Source organism: Amycolatopsis sp. NPDC043889 (genome assembly GCF_056435645.1).
Window position 1 is genome coordinate 38,422 of sequence record NZ_JBWKEC010000001.1, and the last position, 25,058, is coordinate 63,479.

Annotated in this window: 24 protein-coding genes and 3 tRNA genes; 17 read left to right on the forward strand and 10 right to left on the reverse strand. The window is 67.8% G+C overall.

The annotated features are described in order from the left end of the window. The first annotated feature begins 128 nt into the window (after nt 1-128). Nucleotides 129-1,568, forward strand: a complete 1,440-nt coding sequence (gndA, locus tag AC0685_RS00235; protein WP_478223576.1) for an NADP-dependent phosphogluconate dehydrogenase — start codon at nt 129-131, stop codon at nt 1,566-1,568. 93 nt (nt 1,569-1,661) lie between these two features. Here the strand turns inward: gndA and AC0685_RS00240 are convergent, their stop codons facing one another. Together AC0685_RS00240 and AC0685_RS00245 are read right to left on the reverse strand one after the other, a co-directional pair. Beyond that, a complete protein-coding gene (locus AC0685_RS00240; RefSeq protein ID WP_478223577.1) occupies nt 1,662-2,381 on the reverse strand; it encodes a Clp protease N-terminal domain-containing protein in 720 nt (239 codons plus the stop codon). A gap of 32 nt (nt 2,382-2,413) precedes the next feature. After that, nucleotides 2,414-3,628 (reverse strand): NAD(P)/FAD-dependent oxidoreductase, encoded by a 1,215-nt coding sequence (locus AC0685_RS00245; protein ID WP_478223578.1) that lies wholly within the window; start codon nt 3,626-3,628, stop codon nt 2,414-2,416. A 130-nt stretch (nt 3,629-3,758) separates the two neighbouring features. On the opposite strand from AC0685_RS00245, the gene AC0685_RS00250 reads away from it, so the two are divergent. Beyond that, nucleotides 3,759-5,108 (forward strand): nucleobase:cation symporter-2 family protein, encoded by a 1,350-nt coding sequence (locus tag AC0685_RS00250; RefSeq protein WP_478223579.1) that lies wholly within the window; start codon nt 3,759-3,761, stop codon nt 5,106-5,108. On the opposite strand, the gene AC0685_RS00255 is transcribed toward AC0685_RS00250, so the two are convergent. Further along, on the reverse strand, nt 5,105-5,626 hold the full coding sequence (locus tag AC0685_RS00255) for a serine/threonine protein kinase (RefSeq protein WP_478223580.1): 522 nt from the start codon (nt 5,624-5,626) through the stop codon (nt 5,105-5,107). The genes AC0685_RS00250 and AC0685_RS00255 overlap by 4 nt on opposite strands. Before the next feature lie 246 nt (nt 5,627-5,872). Between AC0685_RS00255 and AC0685_RS00260 the strand changes: the two genes are divergently transcribed. Together AC0685_RS00260 and AC0685_RS00265 are read left to right on the forward strand one after the other, a co-directional pair. Further along, nucleotides 5,873-8,650 carry a sensor domain-containing protein gene (locus AC0685_RS00260; RefSeq protein WP_478223581.1) on the forward strand — a complete coding sequence of 926 codons (2,778 nt, stop codon included), beginning with the start codon at nt 5,873-5,875 and terminating at the stop codon, nt 8,648-8,650. Continuing rightward, nucleotides 8,647-8,946 carry a GNAT family N-acetyltransferase gene (locus AC0685_RS00265; protein WP_478223582.1) on the forward strand — a complete coding sequence of 100 codons (300 nt, stop codon included), beginning with the start codon at nt 8,647-8,649 and terminating at the stop codon, nt 8,944-8,946. Before AC0685_RS00260 ends, AC0685_RS00265 begins: the two co-directional genes overlap by 4 nt. Before the next feature lie 3 nt (nt 8,947-8,949). Here the strand turns inward: AC0685_RS00265 and AC0685_RS00270 are convergent, their stop codons facing one another. Continuing rightward, complete coding sequence (locus AC0685_RS00270) at nt 8,950-9,771, reverse strand: arylamine N-acetyltransferase family protein (protein ID WP_478223583.1); 822 nt, start codon at nt 9,769-9,771, stop codon at nt 8,950-8,952. 180 nt (nt 9,772-9,951) lie between these two features. Between AC0685_RS00270 and AC0685_RS00275 the strand changes: the two genes are divergently transcribed. Further along, nucleotides 9,952-10,731, forward strand: coding sequence for a S1 family peptidase (locus tag AC0685_RS00275; RefSeq protein ID WP_478223584.1), 780 nt, complete (start codon nt 9,952-9,954; stop codon nt 10,729-10,731). Nucleotides 10,732-10,862: 131 nt separating this feature from the next. Here the strand turns inward: AC0685_RS00275 and AC0685_RS00280 are convergent. The 4 genes from AC0685_RS00280 to AC0685_RS00295 form a co-directional block, all read right to left on the reverse strand. After that, nucleotides 10,863-10,936, reverse strand: a tRNA-Phe gene (locus tag AC0685_RS00280). Between the two features lie 31 nt (nt 10,937-10,967). Beyond that, nucleotides 10,968-11,041: transfer RNA gene (locus AC0685_RS00285), tRNA-Asp, on the reverse strand. A gap of 28 nt (nt 11,042-11,069) precedes the next feature. Further along, nucleotides 11,070-11,142: transfer RNA gene (locus AC0685_RS00290), tRNA-Glu, on the reverse strand. A gap of 235 nt (nt 11,143-11,377) precedes the next feature. Beyond that, nucleotides 11,378-11,635 (reverse strand): hypothetical protein, encoded by a 258-nt coding sequence (locus AC0685_RS00295; RefSeq protein ID WP_020633070.1) that lies wholly within the window; start codon nt 11,633-11,635, stop codon nt 11,378-11,380. 525 nt (nt 11,636-12,160) lie between these two features. Between AC0685_RS00295 and AC0685_RS00300 the strand changes: the two genes are divergently transcribed. Beyond that, entirely contained in the window at nt 12,161-12,580 is a 420-nt protein-coding gene (locus AC0685_RS00300; RefSeq protein ID WP_034310430.1) for a hypothetical protein, read from the forward strand. A gap of 115 nt (nt 12,581-12,695) precedes the next feature. On the opposite strand, the gene AC0685_RS00305 is transcribed toward AC0685_RS00300, so the two are convergent. Next, nucleotides 12,696-12,899 (reverse strand): cold-shock protein, encoded by a 204-nt coding sequence (locus tag AC0685_RS00305; RefSeq protein WP_003097368.1) that lies wholly within the window; start codon nt 12,897-12,899, stop codon nt 12,696-12,698. 421 nt (nt 12,900-13,320) lie between these two features. Between AC0685_RS00305 and AC0685_RS00310 the strand changes: the two genes are divergently transcribed. The 6 genes from AC0685_RS00310 to AC0685_RS00335 all read left to right on the forward strand — a co-directional run bounded on the left by AC0685_RS00310 (nt 13,321) and on the right by AC0685_RS00335 (nt 18,313). Continuing rightward, a complete protein-coding gene (locus tag AC0685_RS00310) occupies nt 13,321-14,562 on the forward strand; it encodes a L,D-transpeptidase (RefSeq protein ID WP_340686795.1) in 1,242 nt (413 codons plus the stop codon). A gap of 158 nt (nt 14,563-14,720) precedes the next feature. Then, nucleotides 14,721-15,068, forward strand: a complete 348-nt coding sequence (locus AC0685_RS00315; RefSeq protein WP_478223585.1) for a hypothetical protein — start codon at nt 14,721-14,723, stop codon at nt 15,066-15,068. Next, complete coding sequence (locus AC0685_RS00320) at nt 15,069-15,626, forward strand: SigE family RNA polymerase sigma factor (protein WP_340686793.1); 558 nt, start codon at nt 15,069-15,071, stop codon at nt 15,624-15,626. 4 nt (nt 15,627-15,630) lie between these two features. Next, nucleotides 15,631-16,089, forward strand: coding sequence for a hypothetical protein (locus AC0685_RS00325; protein ID WP_478223586.1), 459 nt, complete (start codon nt 15,631-15,633; stop codon nt 16,087-16,089). Nucleotides 16,090-16,303: 214 nt separating this feature from the next. Next, nucleotides 16,304-17,719 carry an MFS transporter gene (locus AC0685_RS00330; protein ID WP_478223587.1) on the forward strand — a complete coding sequence of 472 codons (1,416 nt, stop codon included), beginning with the start codon at nt 16,304-16,306 and terminating at the stop codon, nt 17,717-17,719. A gap of 9 nt (nt 17,720-17,728) precedes the next feature. Then, nucleotides 17,729-18,313 carry a PaaI family thioesterase gene (locus AC0685_RS00335; protein WP_020633063.1) on the forward strand — a complete coding sequence of 195 codons (585 nt, stop codon included), beginning with the start codon at nt 17,729-17,731 and terminating at the stop codon, nt 18,311-18,313. A 66-nt stretch (nt 18,314-18,379) separates the two neighbouring features. On the opposite strand, the gene AC0685_RS00340 is transcribed toward AC0685_RS00335, so the two are convergent. Beyond that, the gene (locus AC0685_RS00340; protein WP_478223588.1) at nt 18,380-21,034 is read right to left on the reverse strand and encodes a serine/threonine-protein kinase; all 2,655 of its coding nucleotides are present in this window, start codon (nt 21,032-21,034) and stop codon (nt 18,380-18,382) included. A 135-nt stretch (nt 21,035-21,169) separates the two neighbouring features. On the opposite strand from AC0685_RS00340, the gene AC0685_RS00345 reads away from it, so the two are divergent. The 5 genes from AC0685_RS00345 to AC0685_RS00365 all read left to right on the forward strand — a co-directional run bounded on the left by AC0685_RS00345 (nt 21,170) and on the right by AC0685_RS00365 (nt 25,033). Beyond that, the gene (locus AC0685_RS00345; RefSeq protein WP_478223589.1) at nt 21,170-21,922 is read left to right on the forward strand and encodes an ESX secretion-associated protein EspG; all 753 of its coding nucleotides are present in this window, start codon (nt 21,170-21,172) and stop codon (nt 21,920-21,922) included. 94 nt (nt 21,923-22,016) lie between these two features. Continuing rightward, nucleotides 22,017-22,433, forward strand: coding sequence for a hypothetical protein (locus AC0685_RS00350; RefSeq protein ID WP_478223590.1), 417 nt, complete (start codon nt 22,017-22,019; stop codon nt 22,431-22,433). An 11-nt stretch (nt 22,434-22,444) separates the two neighbouring features. Then, entirely contained in the window at nt 22,445-22,993 is a 549-nt protein-coding gene (locus AC0685_RS00355) for a DUF3558 family protein (RefSeq protein WP_478223591.1), read from the forward strand. Further along, nucleotides 22,993-23,532 carry a DUF3558 family protein gene (locus AC0685_RS00360; RefSeq protein ID WP_478223592.1) on the forward strand — a complete coding sequence of 180 codons (540 nt, stop codon included), beginning with the start codon at nt 22,993-22,995 and terminating at the stop codon, nt 23,530-23,532. Before AC0685_RS00355 ends, AC0685_RS00360 begins: the two co-directional genes overlap by 1 nt. A gap of 19 nt (nt 23,533-23,551) precedes the next feature. Beyond that, a complete protein-coding gene (locus AC0685_RS00365; RefSeq protein ID WP_478223593.1) occupies nt 23,552-25,033 on the forward strand; it encodes a hypothetical protein in 1,482 nt (493 codons plus the stop codon). Nucleotides 25,034-25,058 lie beyond the last annotated feature (25 nt).

Consider the following 25,058-nt stretch of genomic DNA (forward strand, 5'->3'; position numbering starts at 1 on the left):
GCGCGTAAGGCGAGTTGTCCACAGCCAGGCCCGGTTGTGGACAACTCCCGGTTGATCCCTTCTCGCCCCGGCGCCGTATCCCTCGACGGGGATAGGCTCGGCACGGGAATCGAAGCGGAAGGGTGCGGATGAGCAAGAAGGCGAGCATCGGGGTCACCGGCCTGGCGGTCATGGGCCGCAACCTGGCCAGGAACCTCGCGAGGCACGGGCACACGGTGGCCCTGCACAACCGTTCCGAGCAGCGGACGAAGGAACTGGTCGAGCAGTTCGGCGACGAAGGCGACTTCATCCCGGCGTATTCGGCGCAGGAGTTCGTCGACGCGCTGGAGCGGCCGCGCCAGGTCGTGATCATGGTCAAGGCAGGTGCGCCGACGGACGCCGTGATCGACGAGTTCGTCCCGCTCCTCGAGAAGGGCGACGTGATCGTCGACGCGGGCAACGCGCACTTCGCGGACACCCGTCGCCGCGAGGCCGCGCTGCGCGAGAAGGGCATCCACTTCGTCGGCACCGGTGTGTCCGGCGGCGAGGAGGGCGCGCTGCACGGGCCGAGCATCATGCCGGGCGGGTCCAAGGAGTCGTACCAGTCGCTCGGGCCGCTGTTCGAGGACATCTCGGCGAAGGTCGACGGCGAACCGTGCTGCACGCACGTGGGCGCGGACGGCGCCGGGCATTTCGTGAAGATGGTGCACAACGGCATCGAGTACGCCGACATGCAGCTGATCGCCGAGTCGTTCGATCTCCTGCGCGGCGCCGGCGGCTACTCCCCGGCCGAGATCGCCGAGGTGTTCCGCACCTGGAACGCGGGGCGGCTGGACTCGTACCTGATCGAGATCACCTCGCAGGTACTGGCCCACACCGACGCAGCCTCCGGCAAACCGTTCGTCGACATCGTGGCGGACCAGGCGGAGCAGAAGGGCACCGGCCGCTGGACCGTCCAAATCGGACTGGACCTGGGCGTGCCGATCAGCGGCATCGCCGAAGCCGTCTTCGCGCGTTCGCTGTCCGGCTCGTCGAACCTGCGCGAGGCCTCCCGCGGACTCGGTGGTCCCGCGCGCGCTCCGCTGACGGGGTCCGCTCTGGACACCTTCGCGGACGACGTCGAGCAGGCGCTGTACGCGTCGAAGGTGGTGGCGTACGCCCAGGGCTTCAACCAGATCCAGGCGGGCGGTGCCGAATACGGCTGGGACATCGATCTCGGCAAGGTCGCGTCGATCTGGCGCGGGGGCTGCATCATCCGCGCGAAGTTCCTGAACGACATCACGGCCGCGTACGCCGAAGAGCCCGCGCTGCCGACGCTGCTGACTTCAGGTGGCTTCCGCAAGGCCGTCGAGGACGCCCAGGACTCTTGGCGTTCGGTGATCTCCACGGCGGTGCGGCTCGGCATCCCGACCCCGGGCTTCTCGACCGCGCTCGCCTACTACGACGGTCTGCGCGCGGAGCGGCTCCCCGCCGCGCTGGTGCAGGGGCAGCGGGACTACTTCGGTGCCCACACGTACCGCCGCGTCGACCGCGAAGGTTCGTTCCACACCGCCTGGGCAGCCGACGGCCGCCCCGAGGCCTCGGCCTGACAGAGTCCCGTGATGGCCCCCGACTGCCAGGGGGCCATCACGCGGCCAACAGGACAAGGGCGACGAACACCAGGACGGTGAGCGCGATCCGCGTCATTCCCCGCGCGCCGCGACTATCTCCGCCAGCGCCCGCGAAATCACCGCCTCGGTCTTCTCCTTCGTGAGCCCGAGCCCGGTCAGCAGGTCGTCGCCGAGTTCGAACAGAGCCAGCAGGATGTGCTCGGTGCCGATGTAGTTGTGCCCGAGCCGCAGCGACTCCCGCATGGTCAGTTCCAGCGCCTTCTTGGCCTGCGCGCCGAACGCCATCTTCGCCGCCTCCGCCGGTTCGTCGGCGGGTTCCGGCAGCCTGGCCTCCGCGGCCTCACGGACGGCCTCGAGAGTCACGTTCTGTGCCACGATCGCCCCGGCGGCGAGCGCGGCCGGTTCCGAGAGCAGACCGAGAACCAGATGCACGGGCTCGATCTGCGGGCTCCTCGCCGAGACCGCCGCGTCCCGTGACGCGACGACGACGTGCCGCGCGCGATCGGTGTAGCGGCTGAACACCTTCACCAGGTCTTCCAGCGAAGAGCCGCTGGAGTCGACGAAGCGCTTCTGGGCTGCCTGCTTGGACACACCCATGTTCTTGCCGATTTCGGTCCAGGACGCGCCGGAACGTCGTGCCTGGTCGACGAAGTGACCGATCAGATGGTCGGCCACTTCGCCGAGGTGCTCGCCGAGGAAGACCGCGTCGGACAACTGGCCGAGCACGTCTCCGTCGAGATGCTGCTGCTTGATATGGGAGATGAGGTCGTCGAGCCGGACCGGATTCGTCATATCGTCAACTTTAGGTTGACGATCAGCCATCGTCAACCACGGGTTGACGCAAAGGCGGCCTTGAGGTCGAAGCCGTCGGCCTCCAGCGTCTCGAACCGTGGTTCCGGATCCGCGGCGAACAGGCGACGCGCGGCGATGTGGTCCGGCGGCCGGTTCACCGACTCGACCCCGACGAGCACGCCGTCGCGGAACGACAGCACCGAGAACTTCCCGCCCTCCCGATCCCCGGTCACGACGGTCTTGTCCGCGCCGGTCAACAGCCCGGCGATCTGCAGTTTCGCGCCGAGCTGGTCGGTCCAGAACCACGGCAGGCTCTCGTAGGGCGCGGGTTCGCCGACGATGACGGCCGCGACGGCCCGCGCCTGGTCGACGGCGTTCTGCACCGACTCCAGCCGGGTCGCCGTCCCCGCCTGGACACACGGGAAGTTCGCGCAGTCCCCCACCGCCGAGATCTTCGGGTCGCTCGTGCGCAGGTGCTCGTCGACGACGACACCGTTCGCCACGGCGAGCCCCGCCTCTTCGGCCAGTCGTGTCCGCGGCACCACCCCGACCCCGACCAGCACCAGGTCGGCGAGCAGACGGCTGCCGTCGCTCAGTTCCACCTCGGCCACCCTGCCGTCACCGTGCAACGCGGCGACCCCCGTGCCGATCAGGATGGTGTGCCCGGCCCCTTCGTGCAGAGCCGCGAAGTACGCCGAGACCTCGGAAGTCGCGACACGGGCCAGCAGCCTGTCCTGCGCCTCCACGATCGTCACGGGCCGTCCGGCGTGCGCGGCGAATTCGAGCCCGATGAACCCGCCTCCGACCACCACCACGTTCTCCGCGCTTTCCAGCGCGGCACGCAACACATCGGCGTCGTCCTTGGTTCGCAGGGTGAACACACCGTCCAAAGTGGAACCGGGAACCGGCAGGACACGGTTGTCCGCGCCCGTCGCGAGGACGAGATGGTCGTACTCATGGGCACTCCCGTCCTCGAGTACCACCTTCGTGTCATCGCGATCCACCGATGCGACACGGCCGGGGATCAGCTCGATGTCCTTCTCCGCGAAGAAGTCCTCAGGCCGCAAACGCAACTGGGCGTCGCCCGCGGTCCCGGCGAGGTAGCCCTTCGAAAGCGGAGGCCGCTGATACGGGAGGCCGGGTTCGTCACCGATCAGCACCACCCGGCCGTCGAACCCCTTGTCCCGCAGCGAGGTCGCCACTCCGAACCCGCTCTGCCCGGCCCCTACGACGAGGACGGTCTCCATCGGCGCTCCTTCCGTTGTACCCGATGTCCATTCAACACCGCCCCTTCGCAACATGATCCTCACGCGGCGGACGCGCTACGGTCATGCCCGGCGAGTCCACTGCTTGTTACCGCACTGAGAAGGGGGCTCCATGAGCAGGCCAGAGGTCCACCCGGTCGACGCCTGCCCGCCGCTGCCGAAGCTGACCTTGCTCGGCCTGCAGCACATGACGATCATGTACGCGGGCTCGGTGGCCGTCCCGCTCGTCGTGGGCAGCGCGCTGAACCTGGACGCGGCGACGATCGCGTTGCTGGTCAACGCGGATCTGCTGGTCGCGGGCATCGCGACGCTGATACAGGCGGTCGGGATCGGGAAGATCTTCGGCATCCGGTTGCCGGTGGTGGCGGGCGCGACGTTCACCGTGGTCAACCCGATGATCATGATCGCGTCCCAGTACGGCATGCAAGCCGTCTACGGCGCGATGATCGCGTCGGGTGTCTTCGGCCTGCTCATCGCGAAACCGTTCGCGAAGATGATCCGATTCTTCCCGCCGCTCGTCTCGGGCACGCTGCTCATGGTCATCGGCATTTCGCTCATCGGCCCGGGCGTCGGCCTGATCGCCGGACACGACACCGGTTCACCGGACTACGCGAAGCCCGCCAACATCGCGCTCGCGTTCGGCGTGATCGCGGTGATCGTCCTGTTCACCCGGGTCCTGCGCGGGTTCGCGAGCCAGATCGGCCCACTGCTGGCGCTGTTGATCGGCCTGGTCGCGGCCATCCCGATGGGCTTGGTGAGCTTCAAGGGCATCGCCGACGCCGGCTGGTTCGGCCTCGCGTCACCGTTCCACTTCGGCCCGCCGACCTTCCCGATCGCGGCCGTGCTCTCGATGTGCGTCGTGATGCTGGTGACCTATACCGAATCCACCGCGGACCTGGTCGCTGTCGGCGAGATCACCGGACGGCCGGCGACGGACTCCGACCTCGCGCGGGGTCTCGCCACCGACGGCCTCTCGGCCATCCTCGGCGGCACGATGAACTCGTTCCCGGACACCGCTTTCGCGCAGAACGTCGGCCTCGTGCAGATGACCGGGGTGCGCAGCCGATGGGTAGTCGCGATGGCGGGTGGCCTGCTCGTGCTGATGGGCCTGGTGCCGAAGGTCGGCGCCTTCGTCGCGGCCGTACCGGAGCCGGTGATCGGCGCGGTCGCGGTGGTCATGTTCGCGATGGTCGCCGCGGTCGGCGTGCAGAACCTGAAGAAGGTGGAGTTCTCGGGCAACCACAACACTTTCATCGTCGCGGTGTCGGTCGGGGTCGGGCTGCTGCCCGCGTTCGCCACGAACCGGTTCGGGAACTCGATCTTCTTCCAGCACTTCCCGGCGTGGCTTCAGACCATCTGCGGCAGCCCGATCACGGTCGCCGCGATCGTCGCCTTCACCCTCAACCTGTTGTTCAACCACCTCGGCAAACGCCGGGAGCCGGATCTACTGCGAGCGCCCTAGCAGAACAGCCACTTCGGCCACAGGTTGCACTCTTCGGTCGGCGTCGTCGAGGGCGGCGGCGGCGTCGGGTTGGGCGGCTGCGGAACGACGGTGGACCCGGTCGTCCTCGGCGGATCGGCGGGCCCGTTCGATGACGTCGGCGTGGTGGGATCCGGGGAGTCGGACGTCGACGCGGCCGAACTCGACGTGCGGCGGCTGGACGTCGTCCGGCTGGGGCGCGACGAAGGCTCCCCGATGCCGGTTTCGACCGTCTCGGTGGACGGGACCGCCGACGTCGCGCCCGCTCCCCCGTTTTCCGAAGGCCGCTTCGGCATCTCGATGACGCTCATCTGGTTCGGCGCCGCATTCGGTTCGGGGTCCGCATCGAACCCGACGAGAACAGCGGCCGCGCCGCAGGCGACGACCACGGCGATCACCACCGCGATAACTCTCCAGCGTGACTTTGCCCGTGACTCCTCGTGGTCGTCCCAGCCCTCGCGAATAAGCAGGTCGGCGACCGAAACGTCGTCGTCATCCACCAGCTGAAACCTTTCGCACCGGGAACGAGCGAAGAGTAGTTTTACCGCAACTCACCGCCGAATGGGTGAAGTTAACCAAAAATTATTCACCCGATGGAACACGCCAGCGTAGGCCAGTCACACAGCGTGTATTCATCCGCTTCCGCTCATATCGGCGGTGACGGACCTTCGGTTCGCGTATACAGCGTCCCCCGCGGGTGGTGTAATCGACGGTGCCAGCACCGGAAGAGGGGGTTCGGACGGATCATGGAGGCTGACGCCCTCGCCGTGCCCGGAGCCGGTAATTCCGGTCGCCCGGCAGGCGCCCCGCTCGGAAACGGGCCGGTCGGCGATCTCGGCCTCGCGGGCGACCACGCCGCCATCTGGTCGTACGACTTCGAGCACGAGACCCTGTCCTGGCTGCCAGGACTCGAGAACCTGCTGGGCGGAGGCGTCCTCACCGAAGCCGAGATAGAGTCCAGGCTCGCCGATCTGGTGGCCCCGCTGACCTCCGGCACCCGCACTTCCCCGCCGTGGCGCGAGTTCGAACTCGAGCAGTCGTTCCTGAACCCGGCGGGCGAGGTCCGCTGGGTCCGGCTGCGTGCGCGCACGATCGGTGACGACAACGGCTCGACGGGCCTGCTCGGCATCGCCACCGACGTGACCGACGTCCGCGAGAACCGGCAAGCCCTCGAAGATCTCACTGACCGTTACCGGCTTTTGGTGGAACTCAGCCCGGACGCGGTCTGTGTCCACGAAGCCGGCGTTGTCACGTACGTCAACCGGGCGGCCGTCACCGCGCTCGGAGCGTCTTCGACCGCCGAGCTGATCGGGCGGCCGATCATGGACTTCGTCGCCGACGAGTCGCTCCCGGCCCTGCTGGACAGGATCGCGTCGCTTCACCGCCAAGGCGCGTCGACCGACCCCGCCGACACCGTCATGCTCCGCCTCGACGGCATGAAGTACCTGGTCCAGAGCATTTCGGTGCGCACGACCTGGGAGGGCAGGCCCGCGTTCCAGGTCATCATGCGCGACATCAGCGCGCAGAAGGCCGCCGAAGCGACCCTGCGCTACCAGGCCGCACTGATCAGCCACGTCAGCGACGCGATCATCGCGACCAGCGGCACCGGCGTGGTGACCAGCTGGAACCCCGCCGCCGAGAACGTCTACGGCTGGACGGCCGGAGAGGCGATCGGCGGCACGGTCAGCGATCTCGTCGGCGCCGAGCTGGATCCGGAAACGGTGCTGCGCAGGGGCGGCGTCATGCAGACGACCCACCGCCATCGCAACGGTTCGACCTTGGCCATCCGCATCTCGGCCGCGGAGATGAACGACGGGTTCGTCCTGGTCTGCGCCGACGAAACGGCCCGGCGGCGCGCCGAACAGCACTACAGCACAGTGGTCGCGTCCCTCGACGAAGGCGTGGTCGTGATCGGCCCCGGCGGCCTCATCGAATCGGCCAACCCGGCGGCGTGCCGGATCATCGGCATCGACCACGACGACCTCATCGGCGTCCCGTGCGTGACGCTGGAGCTGTACGACGAACAGGGCCGGATCCCGCCCGCCCGGATGCCGTCGGTGATCACCCGGCGCACCGGGGTCACGCTGACCGGTCTCGTGCTGCGGCTGCGCAGGCCCGCCGGCGACGACGTCTGGATCTCGCTGACCTCGCGGCTGCTGCCGCCGGAAGACCCGTCGGCCCAGGCTGTGGTCGCCTCGTTCACCGACATCACCGAACGCCGCGCCATCGGCGAACGGCTCGCCCACGAGGCGACGCACGACCCGCTCACCGAACTCGCGAACCGGACGCTGGTGCTCGACAGCCTCGCCGAGGCGCTGTCCGGCGCGGGCCGCGCCGAGCTGACCACACTGCTGTTCATCGATCTCGACAAGTTCAAGGTGATCAACGATTCCCTCGGGCATTCGGTCGGGGACAAGGTGCTCCGCATCGCGGGCGAACGGCTGCGGCGGGGGATCGGAGAGAACGATCTCGTCGGCAGGCTCGGCGGCGACGAATTCGTCGTCGTGACCGCGGAGATCACCGAGCCGCACGAGATCAAGGCGCTGGCCGAGCATCTGCGCGAAGCGCTGACCGAACCGATCACCGTCAACGGCAGGCAGCTGCACATCGACGCCAGCATCGGCATCGTCACCGCCGCAAACGACGACACCCGGACCGCCGAAGATCTCCTGCGCGACGCGGATGTCGCGATGTACCAAGCGAAAACGCTCGGCCGGGCGCGCTACGAGTTCTTCGACGTCGAGCTGCGCGAGCGGATGCAACGGCGGCTGCGCATGGAGCAGGACCTGCGCGACGCCCTGCAGAACGAGGAACTCTGGACGGCGTACCAGCCGGTCGTGGACATCGAATCCGGCGAGATGGTCGCCGTGGAGGCGTTGCTGCGCTGGAAACATCCGGCGCACGGCAGCGTCTCGCCCGCCGAGTTCATCCCGCTGGCCGAGGAAAGCGACCTGATCAACCTGATCGGCAAGTACGTCCTGCGCACCACCACCCGCGAGATCGCCAGACGGCGCGAGCAACTCGGCATCGACCTCAACCTCAAGGTGAACCTCTCGGCCCGCCAGCTGGACGACCCGCATCTGGTCGCCGGGGTGCAGGACGCGCTGAAGACCACCGGGCTCCCGCCGCACGCGCTGACCCTGGAGGTCACCGAGAGCGCGCTGATGCGAGACCGGGCCGCGGCCGCCGAAGTCCTGATGTCGTTGCGCGATCTCGGTGTCTCACTGGCGATCGACGACTTCGGCACCGGCTACTCGTCGCTCGCCCAGCTGCAACGGCTCCCCTTGGATACGCTCAAGATCGACCGCACCTTCGTCACCGGTATCGCGGAATCGCGCGACGCGGCGGCGATCGTCAAGAGCATCATCGCGATGGCGCACGCCGTCGACCTGATCGTCGTCGCCGAAGGTGTCGAAGACGATAAGCAGCTCACGATCCTGCGTGAGCTGCGCTGTGACCAGGCGCAGGGCTTCCATCTCGGTCGCCCCGCGCCGCCGGACGAACTTTTCGGAGCCGTGGGATGAGTGTCGAGATCAAAGCCGGAAAAGACCGCTACGACATCGTCGTGGACGGGAAGATCGCCGGGTTCCTGGAAACCCGCACCCGCCCGGACGCGATCCTGTTCCTGCACACCGAGATCTCGGACGACTTCGCGGGACAGGGTCTCGCCGGCAAGCTCGTGACCGCGGCGCTCGACGACGTCCGGTCGCAGGGCAGATCCGTCCTGCCCTACTGCCCGTACGTGCGCTCGTTCATCGCGAAGCACCGTGAGTACGAGGACCTCGTCCCCGAGGACAAACGCGCCGAATTCGAACTCTGAGCCTCAGCCCGGATAGATCGTCAGCAGTTTCGCGAGCTCGTCCTCGGTGAGGACGACGTCCAGCTCGCGCAGTGTCGCGTCGAGCCGCTCGGGCGGGACCGTGGTGGTCTCCTTGGTCCCGTCCGGGCGTTCGACGATGAACTCCTCACCGACCAGTTTGCGGCTGAGTCCTTCCTCCAGCCGCATGACCACCAGCTGCCCAGTGAACGGCGACCGCGGATGCGTCGACGTGTAGTGGTGGTAGACCTCGTAGTCGATCCGGTGCATCGGTGTGAGTGTGAAGGCGTGCAGGTCGGTCCAGTCGTCGCCCTCCTTTTTCTGCAGGCGCCACCAGTCGCCGTCGGCGACGAGCCGGTGCGGCCAGCCCGCCTGATCCACCACGGCGCCATCGGCCAGCGGCATCGGCACCAGCATCCCGGCGCCGAATCCGACGTCGACCAGATGCGGGACGCCGTCCGCCTCGACCACGAGCGTCATATGCGTGTACGGCCCGTTCTTCTGCGGCTGCACCCGCGCGACCAGGCGGCGTACGGGGTAGCCGAGCTGCTCCGCGGCCGCCGCGAACAGGCTTCCGTGCTCGTAGCAGTAGCCGCCACGATGGCGGTGGACGAGTTTGCCGATCACGTCTTCGAGCGCGATTCCCTTGTGCTGCCCCAAAACAACGTCGACATTCTCGAACGGGACGGCCAGGACGTGCGCCTTCGCCAGCTCACGCAACGCGGCGGCGGAGGGCTTCGCGCGGTCCTGGCCGATCCGGCCGAGGTACGCGTCGAGGTCGAGGGTGTCGATGGTCCATTCGTCGACCTGCTCAGGTGCGATTGTCATGCTTCGAGATTGACACCTCGACCTTACTTGAAGTCAAGGTCGATCTTGGCCGCGGAAAACCGTTACCCCAACTGGTAACTGGCAACGGCCCCCGACTTTCGTCAGTTCACGGACGAGTGACGATTGGCCACCCTTCCGGAGTGAGCCGGTGAAACACACCGGCGTGGAAGGAGAAAGCAGATGAGGACTCGTACCCTCGTCGCCGGTCTGCTGACCGGAGCGGCCGCCGTGCTCGGGTTGGCGATGCCGGCTTCCGCCGCCGAACCGCCCTCGGGCGTTCAGCCGCTGATCGTGGGCGGTGTGGACGCGACCGAGACCTACAGCTTCATGGCGTCCATGCAGACCAAGAGCGGTGACCACAACTGCGGCGCGTCCCTGATCTCACCGGAGTGGCTGGTGACCGCCGCGCACTGCGTCGAGGGTGAGCAGCCCGCCAACTGGCAGTACCGCCTCAACACCACCGACCACACCAAGGGCGGCGAGGTCGCCGAGGTGGACAAGTTCGTGGTCCACGAGAAGTACGACGGCTCCGGCCCGTACGACATCGCCCTGGTGCACCTGACCAAGCCGGCGGAGGCGGCGCCGATCGAGATCGGCCAGTCGCCGGCGGCGGGTACCGACGTGCGGGAGATCGGCTGGGGGCTGACCTGCCCCACGCGCGGCTGCGGTTCCGCCCCTGTGGTGCTCCAGCAGCTCGACACCAAGATCGCCGAAGACTCCGGGTGCTCCGGCTCCGGCGCCTACGACGCGCAGACCGAGCTGTGCATGGACAACCAGGGCGGCAAGGCGAGCGCCTGCTACGGCGACTCGGGCGGCCCTGCCGTCGTGAAGTCGGGTGACAAGTGGACGCTGGTCGGCGCCACCAGCCGCGGTCAGACCGCGAGCTGCCCGGAGATGCCGGGCATCTACACCGACGTGACCGCGTTCTCCGACTGGGTCAAGCAGCAGACCGGTAAGTAGAACGCCAAGCCCGCACCGCGCGGTGGCGCCCGATGCTCCTGCGACATCGGACGCCACCGCGCGGGGCCGCGGACCCGGCCCCAGGCATGAAAAAACCGCCTCGATGTGCATCGAGGCGGTTCGTTGAGCGGTGGCCAGGGCCGGGGTCGAACCGGCGACCTTCCGCTTTTCAGGCGGACGCTCGTACCAACTGAGCTACCTGGCCGGGAACGCCGGCAAGGAGCCGAACGATCTTGCGACCCTGACGGGACTCGAACCCGCGACCTTCGCCGTGACAGGGCGACGCGCTAACCAACTGCGCCACAGGGCCTTGCATACTGCGGTGTAACTGTACTGCGTACTCCCAACGGGATTCGAACCCGCGTTGCCGCCTTGAAAGGGCGGAGTCCTAGGCCGCTGGACGATGGGAGCCCGGTTCGGTTTCGGCGAACCGACCGACCCGCGCTCTCCGGTGTCCCCGGGAGCGAACATAACTATAGGACACCCCCGTTTCCGCTTCCGCACAGGGGGTCCCTTAGTTGTTCACAGGGCTGGGACCTGCGAGAACGCGGCGAGTTCAGGATATCAGGCCCGAGCCGCCGCCCGGACCTGAAACGAAGCCCTGCCGCGCGGCACACCCCCGCGCGGCAGGGCCCCGTGAACGAACTCAGCGCTGGACGGGCGCCTGCCCGTCCTCGTCCAGCGTCAACCCCAGCATGTCCAGCAGCTGGACACAGTCATCGACACCCAACGCCCCATTGGCCACCGCCAGCCGGGCACGGCGCACCTGGTCGTCGGACACGCGCTGCGCGTCCCCCTGACCCGTGCGCTGCGCCGGCAGACCACCGGCCAACGTCGTCGAGCTTCCCCCATCGGCACCTTCGTACCGAAGGAGGAACTGCCGAACTTCCACAGACCCACCCATGGTTCCTCCAGACGGCCAACGAACAGCTTGGCCGCGAGGCTAGCCAGAGCCGGCCGCGACACACAGCCCCCCGGAGAGTGAACCTGTCGCCACGCTCCGCACAACGCAGAGCGATCGCGCATGCGGCCGCGCCACATGAACCCCAGGCGAACCACAGGTGGCGCCCTGCCCGGAATTCTGCCCGCGCCCACTCGCCCTTCTCAGCAAACCGTGCAACAATCGATTTGCTGACACACCCCCGGTCAGCGCCTGTGGAGATCCCCTCCGACCCCCGCGTTCCTCCCCCTGGCGCGGGGGTCGCTCCGTTTTCTGGGGGCCACCCCCAGACCCCAGGTTCCTTGTGGCGGCGGTTGGCAGCCCAGGACCGGGAACCTTGATCGAATTTCTTCCGGGGCGCTTGTGATTGCGGGTTGTGATCATGGGAAAAGGGTTTCCTGTCGGGGTTGGGCCATTCGAGACGAAATAATGGGTGTGTCGTGGCTCACTGTGGTTGGTTTGCCGAGACCGAACCGTTATCGTGGCCCGGTGCCCCTTCCTTCCCTGAGCCGTCGTAGCGGCAGCCGCACGAACCTGAAGCCGGTCAACCCCGGTCGTCACCGCAACTCCGCCTCCAAGGAGGCCGAAGCGGTCGTCGAAGACACGGAGCTCACCAGCTACCTTCGTGCCCTCGCCCCTGAGAACGACCCGGAAAGCACCGGCACCGGCAAGCGCTTCGGTGAAGCGCAGGTGTTCCAGCTGCGCATGAACCTCATCGCCTGCGAACAGCTCAAGGACGCCGCCGCCGAGCGCAACCTGTCGCCGCAGGCGCTGGCGCAGGAATGGATCCTCGAGCGCCTCTCGTGGGAATCGCAGGCCAACTCGGCCCAGCAGCGCCGCCACGAGGAAGCCCACACCGACGAATTCCGCTTCGACGCCAACGCGTGGGAGCAGCCCGTCCCCCGCTGACCCCGGTCCCCCGGAACGGAACAGCACAACAGAAGAAGCCTTCGGACAAGAGAAAAGCCCCCGGCGATCGCCGGGGGCTTTTCTGATCAGTCTGAGCAACGCCTGAAGGGCGGACTCAGATCGCGCGGACCTTCTGGGCCTGCGGGCCCTTCTGGCCCTGACCGACCTCGAACTCCACTCGCTGGTTCTCCTCGAGCGTGCGGAACCCGCGACCCTCGATCTCCGAGTAGTGAACGAAGACGTCGCCCTCGCCGCCATCCTGCGCGATGAAGCCGAAGCCCTTCTCCGCGTTGAACCACTTCACAGTGCCTTGCGCCACCGCTGTACTCCTCGTTGCACATCCGCTTCGAGTGCCTCCGAAGCGACACCCAGACCGTCCCGGGCGGTTCCAACGAGTCGAGCGAAGAGCGCGTCACCGGCTCATGGCTCGCGTCAGAAGTTCCGCGAGTGTGAAGCCACGAACACGCAAAACGACGGCCTGATGGCAGCGTACCGGGATCTGGCCATATTTGAAGCCCGTGATCGGACTCTGGGCGCCCCCAAGTACCAAGGTCACCGGAACGTCGTACGCGGATCCGGCTTCTGTCGGACCCCCTCGCTACCCTTTCGCCGTACGCCGACCTCAGGTCATCGCCGGACACGGAACGAAGTCGGCCATGCCCCGATCGTGAACTACGATCCACCCGATTGTGACTCGCATCACTCTCGGTGGGATCAACTTAAGGGGCGGTCCGGACGTCATGGTCGGTGTACAGGGGAGCAAAGGGGAAGCTTTGAGGTTCACGGAAACCGCGCGCCGCCGGGCGGCGTTCGCGGCACTGGGGTTGGTGGCGGTTCTGACGCTGGGGGCGTGCAGCAGCGAGCCGACCGTGTCGGCCAGCGGGCCGGACGGCGGCGGGCCGGTCAGCAGTGACACCGGCGGGAAGGCGCCCGCGCCCGCCAAACTGACGTACGAGCCCGCGGCGGGCGCGCAGGACGTCGCACCGGGGCAGCCCATCAAGGTCAGCGTCGCCGACGGCACGCTCGACCAGGTCGTGCTGACCAATCCGGACGGCAAGCAGGTCGCGGGTCAGCCGTCCGAGGACAAGAAGAGCTGGTCCACCACCGAACAGCTCGGCTACGGCAAGGCCTACACGTGGTCCGGCAAGGCCACCGGCACCGACGGCAAGCCCGTCGAGATCGGCGGGAACTTCACCACCGTCAAGCCGCGCAAGCAGGTGGGCGCGAACATCAACGTCTTCGACGGGCAGACGTACGGCGTCGCCATGCCGATCACGCTGACGTTCCCGAGCAAGGTCACCGACAAGGCGTCGGTCGAGAAGGCGCTCTCGGTCGAGACCACGCCGAAGACCGAGGGGTCCTGGGCCTGGGTCCACGACGACACCTCGGTGCACTGGCGGCCGAAGGCCTACTGGCAGCCCGGCACCACGGTGAAGTTCAACGCCAAGATCTACGGCGTCAAGATCGGCGAAGGCGTGTACGGCAAGGAAGACCGCTCGGCGAGCTTCACGATCGGCCGCTCGCAGATCGTCAAGGGCAACACTCAGACCCACCGGCTCGTGGTGGTCCGTGACGGGCAGCAGATCGCGGACTACCCGGCCAGCTACGGCCTCGACGCCGATCCGGGCCGCGTCACGCCGAGTGGCACGCACGTGGTGATGTCCAAGCACGACACGTACTCGATGACCAACGAGCGCTACAACTACGAGAACATCGTCGTGCCGTCCGCGGTGCGGTTCTCGACCAACGGCGAGTTCATCCACGGCTACGCGCCCTCGATCTGGGCGCAAGGCAAGAAGAACATCTCGCACGGGTGCGTGAACCTGGCGCCGGCGAACGCCAAGGCGTACATGGACGGCGCCCTGGTCGGCGACCCCGTCGAGATCGAGGGCAGCACGGTGAAGATCAACCGCGCGCGCGACTACAGCGACTGGACCTACTCCTGGGACGAGTGGACCAAGCTGTCCGCTCTCGCGAGCTGAAGTACTTCCATGGAACCGGGCGGCCGGAGACCTTCGCGGTCTCCGGCCGTTCGTGTTCGTTGCCGTGCGCTGACTGGCACCTTCCGCGAACTTCCGAAACTCGATGCAACCCCAGAACGAGCGGGACGCATGTCTAACGACGTAAGGCGCCGCGGCCAATGAGCGGCGCCCGGATCGAGGAGACACTCTTGCGTACTCGTATCGCTCTTTCCCTCGGCGCGCTGCTGCTGGCGGGCGGCGCCGCCTTCGCGACCACGTCGCTGGCGTCGGCCGATCAGAGCGCCCCGTCGCCGACGACCACTCAGGCGCCCCAGCCGCCGACCAAGGCGCCCACCGTGGCACCGGGCGAACCGACCCGCGCCACCGCCGCCCCGCCGGCGCCGGCCCCGGCGAAGACCGGCGCCGCCGTCGTGAAGCCGGGTGAGCACCGCGTGCCCAAGGCCGTTCCCGCCGGGCCGACCGGGGATCTGCACCTCCCCGCCATCGTCGAAGGAGCCGGTAACTAGGTGTCGCTGAGCCGCTCGTCGAAGACCGGGACGGGCTCGCCGTGGGACGGCGAGTTCGCCCGGTACTTCGACGAGCGCGCGCACAGCCTGCGTGCCACCGCGTACCTCTTGTGCGGCGACTGGCACCAGGCCGAGGACATCACCCAGGCCGCGCTGCTGAAGCTGTACCTGGCTTGGCCGAGGCTCTCCCGGCACGACGCGCTCGACGGCTACGCGCGCAAGATCGTGCTGCGGACGTTCCTCTCCGAGCACCGGCGCGTGTGGCGCAAACGGGAGAAGCTCACCGACGCCCTTCCCGACGTCCCGAGCGAGGCAGGGGGCACCGAACAGGAGATGCTGGTCAGGCACGCGCTGTCCGGCATCGCCCCGAAGCAACGGGCCGTACTGGTGCTGCGCTACTTCGAAGATCTCGGCGTCGAAGAGACGGCCGCGGCGCTGGGCTGCAGCACCGGCAACGTGAAGAGCCAGGCTGCGCGGGGTCTGGCGACCCTGCGCAAGCGGCTCGGACCGCATTTCAGCGAACTGGCCTTGAGCGGAGCGCACGACGATGGGAGGTGAGGAGATGGACGAGGACATCAAAGGCGTGCTTTCGCACGGGGCGAGCGGTCCCCCGCTGGGTATCCGGGCGGCGGACATCATCGAGCGGGGTGGCCGGATCCGGCGACGACGCAAACGGCTGGCGGTGGCGGGGAGTTCGCTGGCGACGGTCGCGGTGATCGTGGTCGGCGCGATCGCCGTCGGCGGTCGCGGCGGCGAGGGTTCCACGCCGGTGCAGCCCGCGGGGCCGGGCCTGTCGACCATCGCCCCGGCACCGGTCTCGCCTGCGCCTTCCGAGACGACTCCCCGTCCGGAAGTCTCCCCCGAGAAGCCGCCCCCGCCCGCGACGGCCCCGAAGACCGAGCAGACGCGTTCGACACCGAGGTCCGTTCAGCCCGGCCGTACGACGACGGCCGGTCCTCCTCACGCTCCGTCGCCAACGAAGGGGCCGAGCGAGCCGCCGACGGCGATCACGACCCACTGATCCACCGCCCGGAACGTCCGATTCCCGAAGCGTGACCCAAAGTAATCGGAAATTCTCCGACATCGGCTTCACCTGGTGCTTCGTCACCGATTCGGGGGAACGGCGGTCGCGCGACCGATCCAAAGCGCTGAATCAGGACGTTTGAACACCTACGGTCGAGGGAACAAACCCTCGACGATGGGTAAGTAAACGGGTGGGTCGGGAGGTCAAACCCATGGCCGAAGAGGCGCTGAGCGCGTCACATCAGGAAAAAGGGGAACCGGCGGAGGCCCCACCTGAGCAGATCAGAAAGGCCGTCGCCGGAGCGGCGATGGGTAACTGCATCGAGTGGTACGACTTCGGTGTTTTCGGCTTCATGCCCGCCATCCTGGGGCAGGTCTTCTTCAACGCTTCGAGCACTTCCGAGGGTGCGCTGGCGACCTTCGCGGTCCTGGCGATCACCTTCATCGTGCGGCCGTTCGGCAGCTTCGTGTTCGGCCCGCTGGGGGACAAGATCGGGCGCCAGAAGGTGCTCGCGCTGACGATCATCCTGATGTCCGGGTCGACGTTCATCATCGGCTTGTTGCCGTCCTACGCGACGATCGGCCCGGCCGCGGCGGTCCTGCTGATCCTGTTGCGCACCATCCAAGGCTTCTCGGCGGGCGGTGAGTACGGCGGCGCGGCGACGTTCATCGCGGAGTACGCGCCCGCCCGGCGCCGGGGTTTCTGGGGCAGCTGGCTGGAGTTCGGCACGCTCGTCGGGTTCGCGATGGGCGCCGGCTTCGTCACGATCTTCACCGTCGTCCTCGGCGACGAGGCCATGCGCGAATGGGGCTGGCGATTGCCGTTCCTGATCGCGGGCCCGCTCGGCATCGTCGGTCTCTACCTGCGGAACAAGCTGGAGGACACTCCGCTGTTCCAGGAGATCGAGAAGAAGAACCAGGTCGAGAAGTCGCCGCTGAAGGCGCTGCTCAAGAAGCACTGGACGTCGATCCTGCACCTGATCGGCATCGTGGTGATGCTGAACGTCGCCGACTACATCGTGATCACGTACCTGGAGACGTATCTCAAGGACGTGGTCGGCTTCAGCGGGCACGCGCCGTTGCTGATCATCCTGGCGACCATCGCGCTGATGCTGGTCCTGATCGTGCCGATCGGCATGCTGTCCGACCGCATCGGGCGAAAACCCATCCTGATCGCGAGTTGCGCCAGCTTCCTGGTGTTGCCCATCCCGGCGTTCTCGTTGATGGGCGCGGCCGCGGACGACCAGAACGGCTGGCAGCTCACCCTCGGCGTGCTGATGATCGCGGTGCCGCTGGTGCTGATACTGGCCGTGCTGGCGGCGACGCTGCCGGCGATGTTCCCGACGCAGGAGCGCTACGGCGGTTTCTCCATCGGGTACAGCGTCTCGACCGCGGCGTTCGGTGGCACGGCGTCGTACGTCATCGGCAGCCTGGTGAACTCGACCGGCGACACCCTATGGCCCGCGTACTACCTGATGGGCTCGGCGGCGATCGCGGCCATTCCGATCCTGCTGCTGCCGGAAACGGCCGGGGTGTCGCTGCGTCGCATCGTGAGTTCGCGGATCATCCGGCGCCGGAAACCGGAACCGGCCACTCCCGGCGGCGCCCCGGAGCTACCGGCGAGTTAACGTCTTTCCATGAGCCGTATCTCGCAGCCGTGGCCGCCGGTCGAAGTCGAACCGGCGACCGTTCACCCGAAAGCCCCGCAGCCGGGCAGCCACCTCGGCATCCACTTCGGTGAGTGTTTCGGGTGCGGCGACGAGATCGAGGCCGGGCTCCACCTGCATTCGACGGTGGGCGAAGGGACGACGGTGTACTCCAAGTTCACCGTCACCTCCGCCCACCAGGGTGCGCCCGGCCTCGCGCACGGCGGTCTCCTTGCTTGCGCCTTCGACGAGGCGCTCGGCGCGACCGTCGGCAACCTGCTGCGCCGCCCCGCCGTCACCGGGAAGCTGGAGACGGATTTCCTCCGGCCGGTCCCGGTCGGCTCGACCCTGTACATCGCCACGAAACTGGACGGCGTCGCCGGCCGGAAGATCTACGTGAGCGCCGACGGACGGCTCGACGCCGAAGACGGCCCTGTCGCGGTGCGTGCGCGGGCGCTGTTCGTGCGGGTCGAGTTCGAGCACTTCAGCACCCACGGGGATCCCGAGGCGCTGCAGAAGCTCGCCGCCGCGCACGAGAAGGCCAAACGCGAACGCGAGTGGGACATCAACCCCTGAGCATTTCGTCCTCTGAATGCGGTGGTTCGTAGGCCGAACTACCGCATTCAGAGGACGAAATGCGTGCTAGGTGAGGGTACGAGGCCGGATCGCGTTCGCCTTGTCGACGAGTTCGACCCGCTGGTCGACCGAGCCTGCCAACCGCGCCAGCGTCCGGTAGCAGCGCTCGAGCCCGAACCGCAGATCCCGTTCGTCCAGGTCGCAGCCCAGCACCTTCGCCCCCGGCGTCGGCCGGTTCTGCGAGTTGAGCCAGCCGTACGCCGCCTCGAGGACCTCCGCCGACAAACGTGTGCGACGTTCGGCGTCGAGCTGCAGACGCTCCAGCCTGGTCGAGGCGTCGACGAGATCCCGCTCGGACACCATCACCGGGTCCTTGCCGCCGCCGTTGATCCTGGTCTTGATCTTGATCGCGGCCACCTGCGCGGCGACATAGTGCGTCGAAGACGCGGGAACGGCTTCGAGCACCTCGATCGCGCTCGCCCTGGCGCCCTGCGCGAGGTACACGCGAGCGAGGCCGAAGGCGGCGCTGACGTAGGACCGGTCCGTTCGCCACACCAGCTCGTAGTAGCGCGCGGCGCCGAAGTAGTCCCCGACTCCCTCCGCGCTGACGGCCAAGGCCAGCTTCGGCGCGATCTCGCCGGGCAGGTCGTCGTACACCGCTTCGAACGCGACGTGCGCGACACGGGACCGGCCGCCCGCGAGCTCGATCAGCCCGCGGTACCAGTCGATCCGCCAGTCGTGCGGGAAACCGGCCTTGATCGCGAGGTACTGCGCGGCCTGCAGCTGCCGCTGCGCCTCGACCAGCTCGCCGAGTTCGATCCGGGCGCGGACGATGCGCAACCGGACCTCGATCGACTCGCGCGGCGCGCCGGCCAGCGACTCGATCGCGCCCTTGGGATCGAGCGCGACCGTCGACGCGAGCACACCGGCCGCCGGGTCGTCCGTGTCGACCTGCGGGATCGGCAGACCCGCGACCACCTCGCCGGGATCCGGCAGCGGCACACTCCCAGCCGACGCGACGGGTTCGTCCACGCCGAACGTGCGGGTCTCCGGGCCGAACACGGTCGAAGCGCCGGGGCGCGGCTTCCCGGTTCCCAGCGCCATGATCTCGCGGAGCACACCGGTCAGCTGGTCGGCCATCTCCTCGGCCGCGATGAACCGGCGATCCGGGTCCGTATGCGTCGCGCGCTTCAGGAACCGGTAGTACGAACCGAAGAGCGCGAACAACGGGACGACGTCCGGGCCGGGCAGGGTGGTCTTGTACTTGGTGGTGTAGCCGGAGAATTCGAAGCTGAGGACGGCGAGCGTGCGGCCGACCGTGTACAGGTCCGACGCCACCGAAGCGCCGTGCGTCGCCAGCTCGGGCGCGCTGTAGCCGGTGGTGAAGAACAGCGGGCTCTCGTAGTCGTCGACGCGGCGGACCGCGCCGAGGTCGATCAGCTTGAGCTGTTCGTGCGTCTGGATGACGTTGTCGGGCTTGAGGTCGCAGTACAGCAGGTTCTGGCCGTGCAGGTAGCCCATGGCGGGCAGGATCTCGAGCCCGTAGGCGATCACCTGGCCGATCGGCAGCGGCTCCGGGCGCTTGGTCTCGCGGTGGTGCGCGAGCGCGAGCTGCCGCAGCGACTGGCCACCGACGTACTCCATGACGATGTAGCCGACCGAGTTGCCGGTGTCGCCGTCCGGATGCTGCACGAAGTTGTGGATCTTGACGATGTTCGGGTGTTCGACCTCGGCGAGGAACCGCTGCTCGTTGGCGGCGGCCGCCATCGCGGTGGCGTCGCCGGTGTCGATCAAACCCTTGAGCACCACCCAGCGATCGCTGACGTTGTGGTCCTGCGCGAGATAGATCCAGCCGAGGCCGCCGTACGCGAGCGCGCCGAGGACCTCGTACTGGCCGCCGACGATCTCGTTCGGCCGCAGCTTCGGGACGAAGGAGAACGGGTTCCCGCACTTCTCGCACTTGCCCTCGGGCGAACCGGGTTCGCCGTCCTTGCCGCGGCCGACCTTGGCGCTGCAACTACCGCAGAAGCGCTTCTCCTCCGACACCATCGGGTTCTCGAGGACCGCGGACGCCGGGTCGCGGTACGGCACCTGCGGGACGTCGACGAGCCCGGCGCCGAGACGGCCACGACGCGACGTGCGCGACGACGTCCGGCGCGCGGTGCCGGGGAACGAACCGGTTCCGGTGCCGGTGCCCCGGCTGCCCGATCCGGTCCCGGTGCCTGTTCCGCGGCTTTCGCTGGAGCGTTCCGGGAGGACGCTTTCCGTGCCCGGGTCCGGCAGCGGCCCGGGTCCGTTGTCGACGCGCGGCGTCGGCGGCATGATGCTCTGCGTCTCCGGTGCCGGCGAGGCGAGCACGCTGGTCGGCTGCGGCGCGTCGGCGGGTGCCTGCCAGTCAGGGCGGACGACCTGGGTCCGGGGGCTCACCGGGGCCATGTCGCCCGGCGGGCGCGTCGGGTCCTCGGCGCCGGGGATCGGCCGCTGCTGGCCGCGCGGCGGAGTCCGCGGGCGCTGGACGGGCGCGTTGATGGCCGTGCGCTCGGCGTCGTTCTCCGGCTTGGGCCGCGGCGGCTCGGAGAGATCGAGCCTGCCGGAAATGGACGGTTCGGGCGTTTCCCAGCGGACCGGCGCGGGCGGCGTCCAGGAGGCGGACTCCGCCTCGCGGTCCGGCGTGGCGTCGTCCGGCGCTGCGTGCCGAGGACGGCGCGGCTCTTCCGACACTGGTACCTCCCGAAATCCCCGCGACAGCGTCAACCCTGATCCTAGACGTGAGCAGGCAGGTCGTGCCTGCACCGGGTCGAACCCGCTACGGTGCGATGAAGAACCGATTCAGCAGGTGATGAGGGGGAGGGACCGGTGCCTGCGTCATTTTCGATGTCGATGGCCCAGCTCGACGTCGTACTCGAAGATCTCGGACTCGGCAGATTCGTGCTGCCCTTCGAGATCCCGACCGTCGGGACCACCATCTCCGAACGCGAGCGGCACTGCGAAGAGATCTGGGCCGGGCTGACCGAGCGGGGTTTCGCCCGCGGCGGTGAACTACTGCGCGACTACGAACAGACCCTCCGCCTCTGGGCCACCGGCGACTTCGTCCTCACCATGGAGGCGCACGAGGTCGAGCAGGACGCCGAATACTTATATCGAGGTGCGTGGAACAGTCGCCAGGGTGTCGTGAGCCAGCAACGCGGATTCGACATCCTCTTCGAGCCGGTCTACCCCGAACAGGTCGTCGCGACCCTCCTCGGTTATCTGCCGTCACTGCAGCCATTCCCCGGACGGGTGACGACGTCCAGCACGCTTCCCCCGTCCAAACGACCGGACGACCCGTTCGACGAGGACCCGGACAACCTCCGCCTGGGGGCAGCCGGTCGTTTCTTCGAACACCCGCTCGCGCGGCTGGGCACGGTCAGCGTCACCCTGCGCGACGACAGGGGCAAACCGCAGCAGAAAAGCGTCCAGTGGTTCGACAGCGTCCAGGGCCGCTTCATGCTCGCCACCGACCGCTTCCCCGACGGCGAAGTCCGCCGCACGTTCACCCCCACCAGCGGCTCTCACCTTGCACGATGGGTCCACGACCTGGTCGAAGCCGCCCGCGTCGGCAGCGCGTGATCCTCGCCGGAAGGCGGGCTTCGGGACCGTTTCCGCTGATATCGTGATCTGACGAGCGCTATGAGTAACCGGGACTTGGTACAGGGGAGAGACCATGACTGAAGGTGCCGGCGGACCGCCGGGCAACTTCTCGGACATTCTGGGCGACTTCTCGGCGCAGGCCGACCGGATGGTGACGGCGGCGAAGGAGGGGCGGTTCGCGGTCAGCGAGGAGGCCGGGGAGGCCCTGAAGAAGGCCATCAACGACTACGTGACCGATTGGTCAAGCAACCAGCGACGCTTTCTACGACTTGCCGAACAACCGAAGTTGGGTACCGGCCCATTCGCACAACAAGTCGGCCAGCACGCAGTCAAAGTCGCCGAGGGTGACGACCTGTCAGCCAAGACACAGCTGGACGCCCTGCGAGACGTACTCAACCGCGCTGAAGAGGCGATCAACCTGGCAAAGACCAAGTACCGGCAACGAGATGCCGACCATGCCGATCAGCTGAAATCTCTCCAAAAGGACTGACGCAAACCGATATGATCACGAAGTCACGGCTCCTGGTTTTCGCCGCGTTACCGATCGCCCTTACCTTCGCGCTCTCCGGCTGCTCGTCGGAGAAGCCCGGCAACGCCACACCGATACCGACACAGAATAGTGCCTCGTCCAAACCGTCCAGTCCTTCCACGGACGTTTTCGAGGACTTGAAGGCCTGCGATCTGCTGGAGCCGACCACGACTCCGAAGGGCTTCGACCCACCTGTTGTCGAGACCTACGAAAGTGACAACGGCTGCGCTACGAGGAAGCAAGGATTCGGCTCCGTCAGCATCTACCTCGTTCCGGAAGCCGGCATCGACCAACTGTCCGCAGGACAAGGGACCAAGATTCCGACCAAGGTCGGGAACCGGGACGCCGTCGAAATCCCTGGCGATGCGGGTACGCAAGCATGCACAGTCGCGATCGCCGTTACCCCAACCTCCCGACTGACGGCATCGACATCCTTGAACAAGGGAACCAACGAGGAAGCCTGCGCACTGTCCAGGGAAATGGCTACCGCCGCCGAACCGAAACTGCCCAAGGGAAGCTGATGGCCTCTCGTCTGTGTCTTGGTTCGCTGCTCGCGGTACTCGCGGTGGCGGCGAGCGGCTGCTCGTCCGAACTTCCAGGCAGTGCCGTCGCCTCCGTGCCAAACGCGGCAGCGGTGCAATCGGCCCACCGGCCAGGCGATGTGTTCGGGAGCCTGAAGGCCTGCGACCTGCTGGAGCCGACGACCTCGGCCAAGGGGTTCGAGTCTCCCAAAACGGAAACTTATGAGAGCGACAACGGATGCAGGACCGCGAAACGTGGCTACGCCTCCGTCAGCATCTATCTCGTCCCCGAGGCCGGGATCGACAAGCTGTCGCCTGGGCAAGGAACCAAAGTCCCCGCGAAGGTGAACGGGCGCGATGCGGTCGAAATCCCGGGTGATGCAGGAACCGATGCCTGCACAGTCGCTGTCGCAGTGGGCCCTGACGCCCGAATGACGGCTTCGACGACTCTCGAGCAGACCGGAACCAACGAGGAAGCCTGCGCACTCTCCCGCGAGATCGCAGAAGCCGCCGAACCGAAACTGCCCAGAGGCAACTGACTACGGAACGGGAGGGACCATGGTCAACGTCGGCCAAGACGACTTCGACAGCAAGTTCTCGGCGATGGGCAACACCGGCCGGACGTACGAGGCCAAGCGGTACTCCGAAACGTACGACGAGGTCAACGCGGGCCCGGGCGGCAACTCCCTTACGGCGAGGCTGACGGCAGAAGCGAAGGCGGGGCAGTACTCGGCCGACCAGGCTGCGGCGCTGGCGCAAGGTCAGCAGTTCCGAGCCGGCCTCGATCCGTCGGACCAGCGCTACGAAGCCGTCCCGCACGGCGAGCTGAAGAACATGGTCACGCAGGACCTCGACCCGCAGGACATCGACGAGAAGGGCGAGCTCTGGAACAACCAGGGCAACTCCCTGAACACCTTCAGCAACGCCGTCCGCGACGCGATCGGCAAAGAGGGCGAGCACTGGCAGGGCGACGGCGCCAAGTCGGTCACCGATTTCTTCTCCAACATCAGCAAGTGGGCCGACACCGCGGGCGACGGCGCGTATCTCGCGTCCAACCGGTTCTCCCAGTCCGCCGCCGCGGCCACCACCGCGAAGAACTCCATGCCCGAAGAGGTCCCCTTCGACCGCAACGCCGAGTACAAGAACGCCCTCAACCAGCTCGCGACGGGGAACCTGGCGGGCGCGGTGGACACGGTCGGCAACATTTCGGCCAAGCAGGAGCAGTCGTTTCAGGCGCACCAGCAGGCCGCGCAGGTGATGCACACCTACGACCAGTCACTCTTCGACGTCAACTCCAAGCAGCCCACGTTCGCCCCGCCGCCGGAAATGGGTGATTCGACGTCGGTGTCCGGGTTCTCCGGGGGTACCGAGGTCAACGGCTTCAGCGGCGGGCCGGGGCCCAACAGCGGTCCTGGGCCAGGGGCGCCCGGGCCGGGTGGTCCGAGCGCGCCGGCGCCGGGGCCCGGGATCACCACGGGTGGCGGGCACACCGGGGTGCCGGCGCCGGGTCAGCCGGTCGGCGGGCAGCCGGGGTCGTTCCGGCCTGGGCCGACGCCGGGATTGGCGGCGCTGAACACGCCCGGTCCCAGCGGTCTCGGCCGGTTGGGCAGCGAGCAGTATCGCGGCAAGCCCGGCCGGACGACGAGCGGGCCGGGCGGCAGCGCGGCGAACCGGTTGACCAGTGGCGGAGGCGGCGGGTTCGGGCGCAACGGCGGCTCGGGCAACGTCGCCGAGCGGCTCGCGGGCGGCAAGGTTTCGGCCGGTGAGGCCGAAAAGCTCGCGGGCAAGGGCGGCGGGTCCGGGGCGGGCAAACTGCCGGAGGAGCGGATCACTCGGGGTGGCGCGGCCGCCGCGGGCAAGAGCGGCGGTCCGGGCGCGATGGGTGCCGGCGGCGCTCCTGGCGGCAGGGGGCAGAAGGAAGAGGACAAGGAAAAGAAGGCTCCGAACTACCTGCAGGAGGAGGACGCCGACGTCTTGTTCGGCGGCTACGAAGGCGAAACGAAGCCGGTGCCGCCGGTGATCGGCGAGAAATCCCCCTGAACCGAAGCGGGCCGTTCGGGAGCGA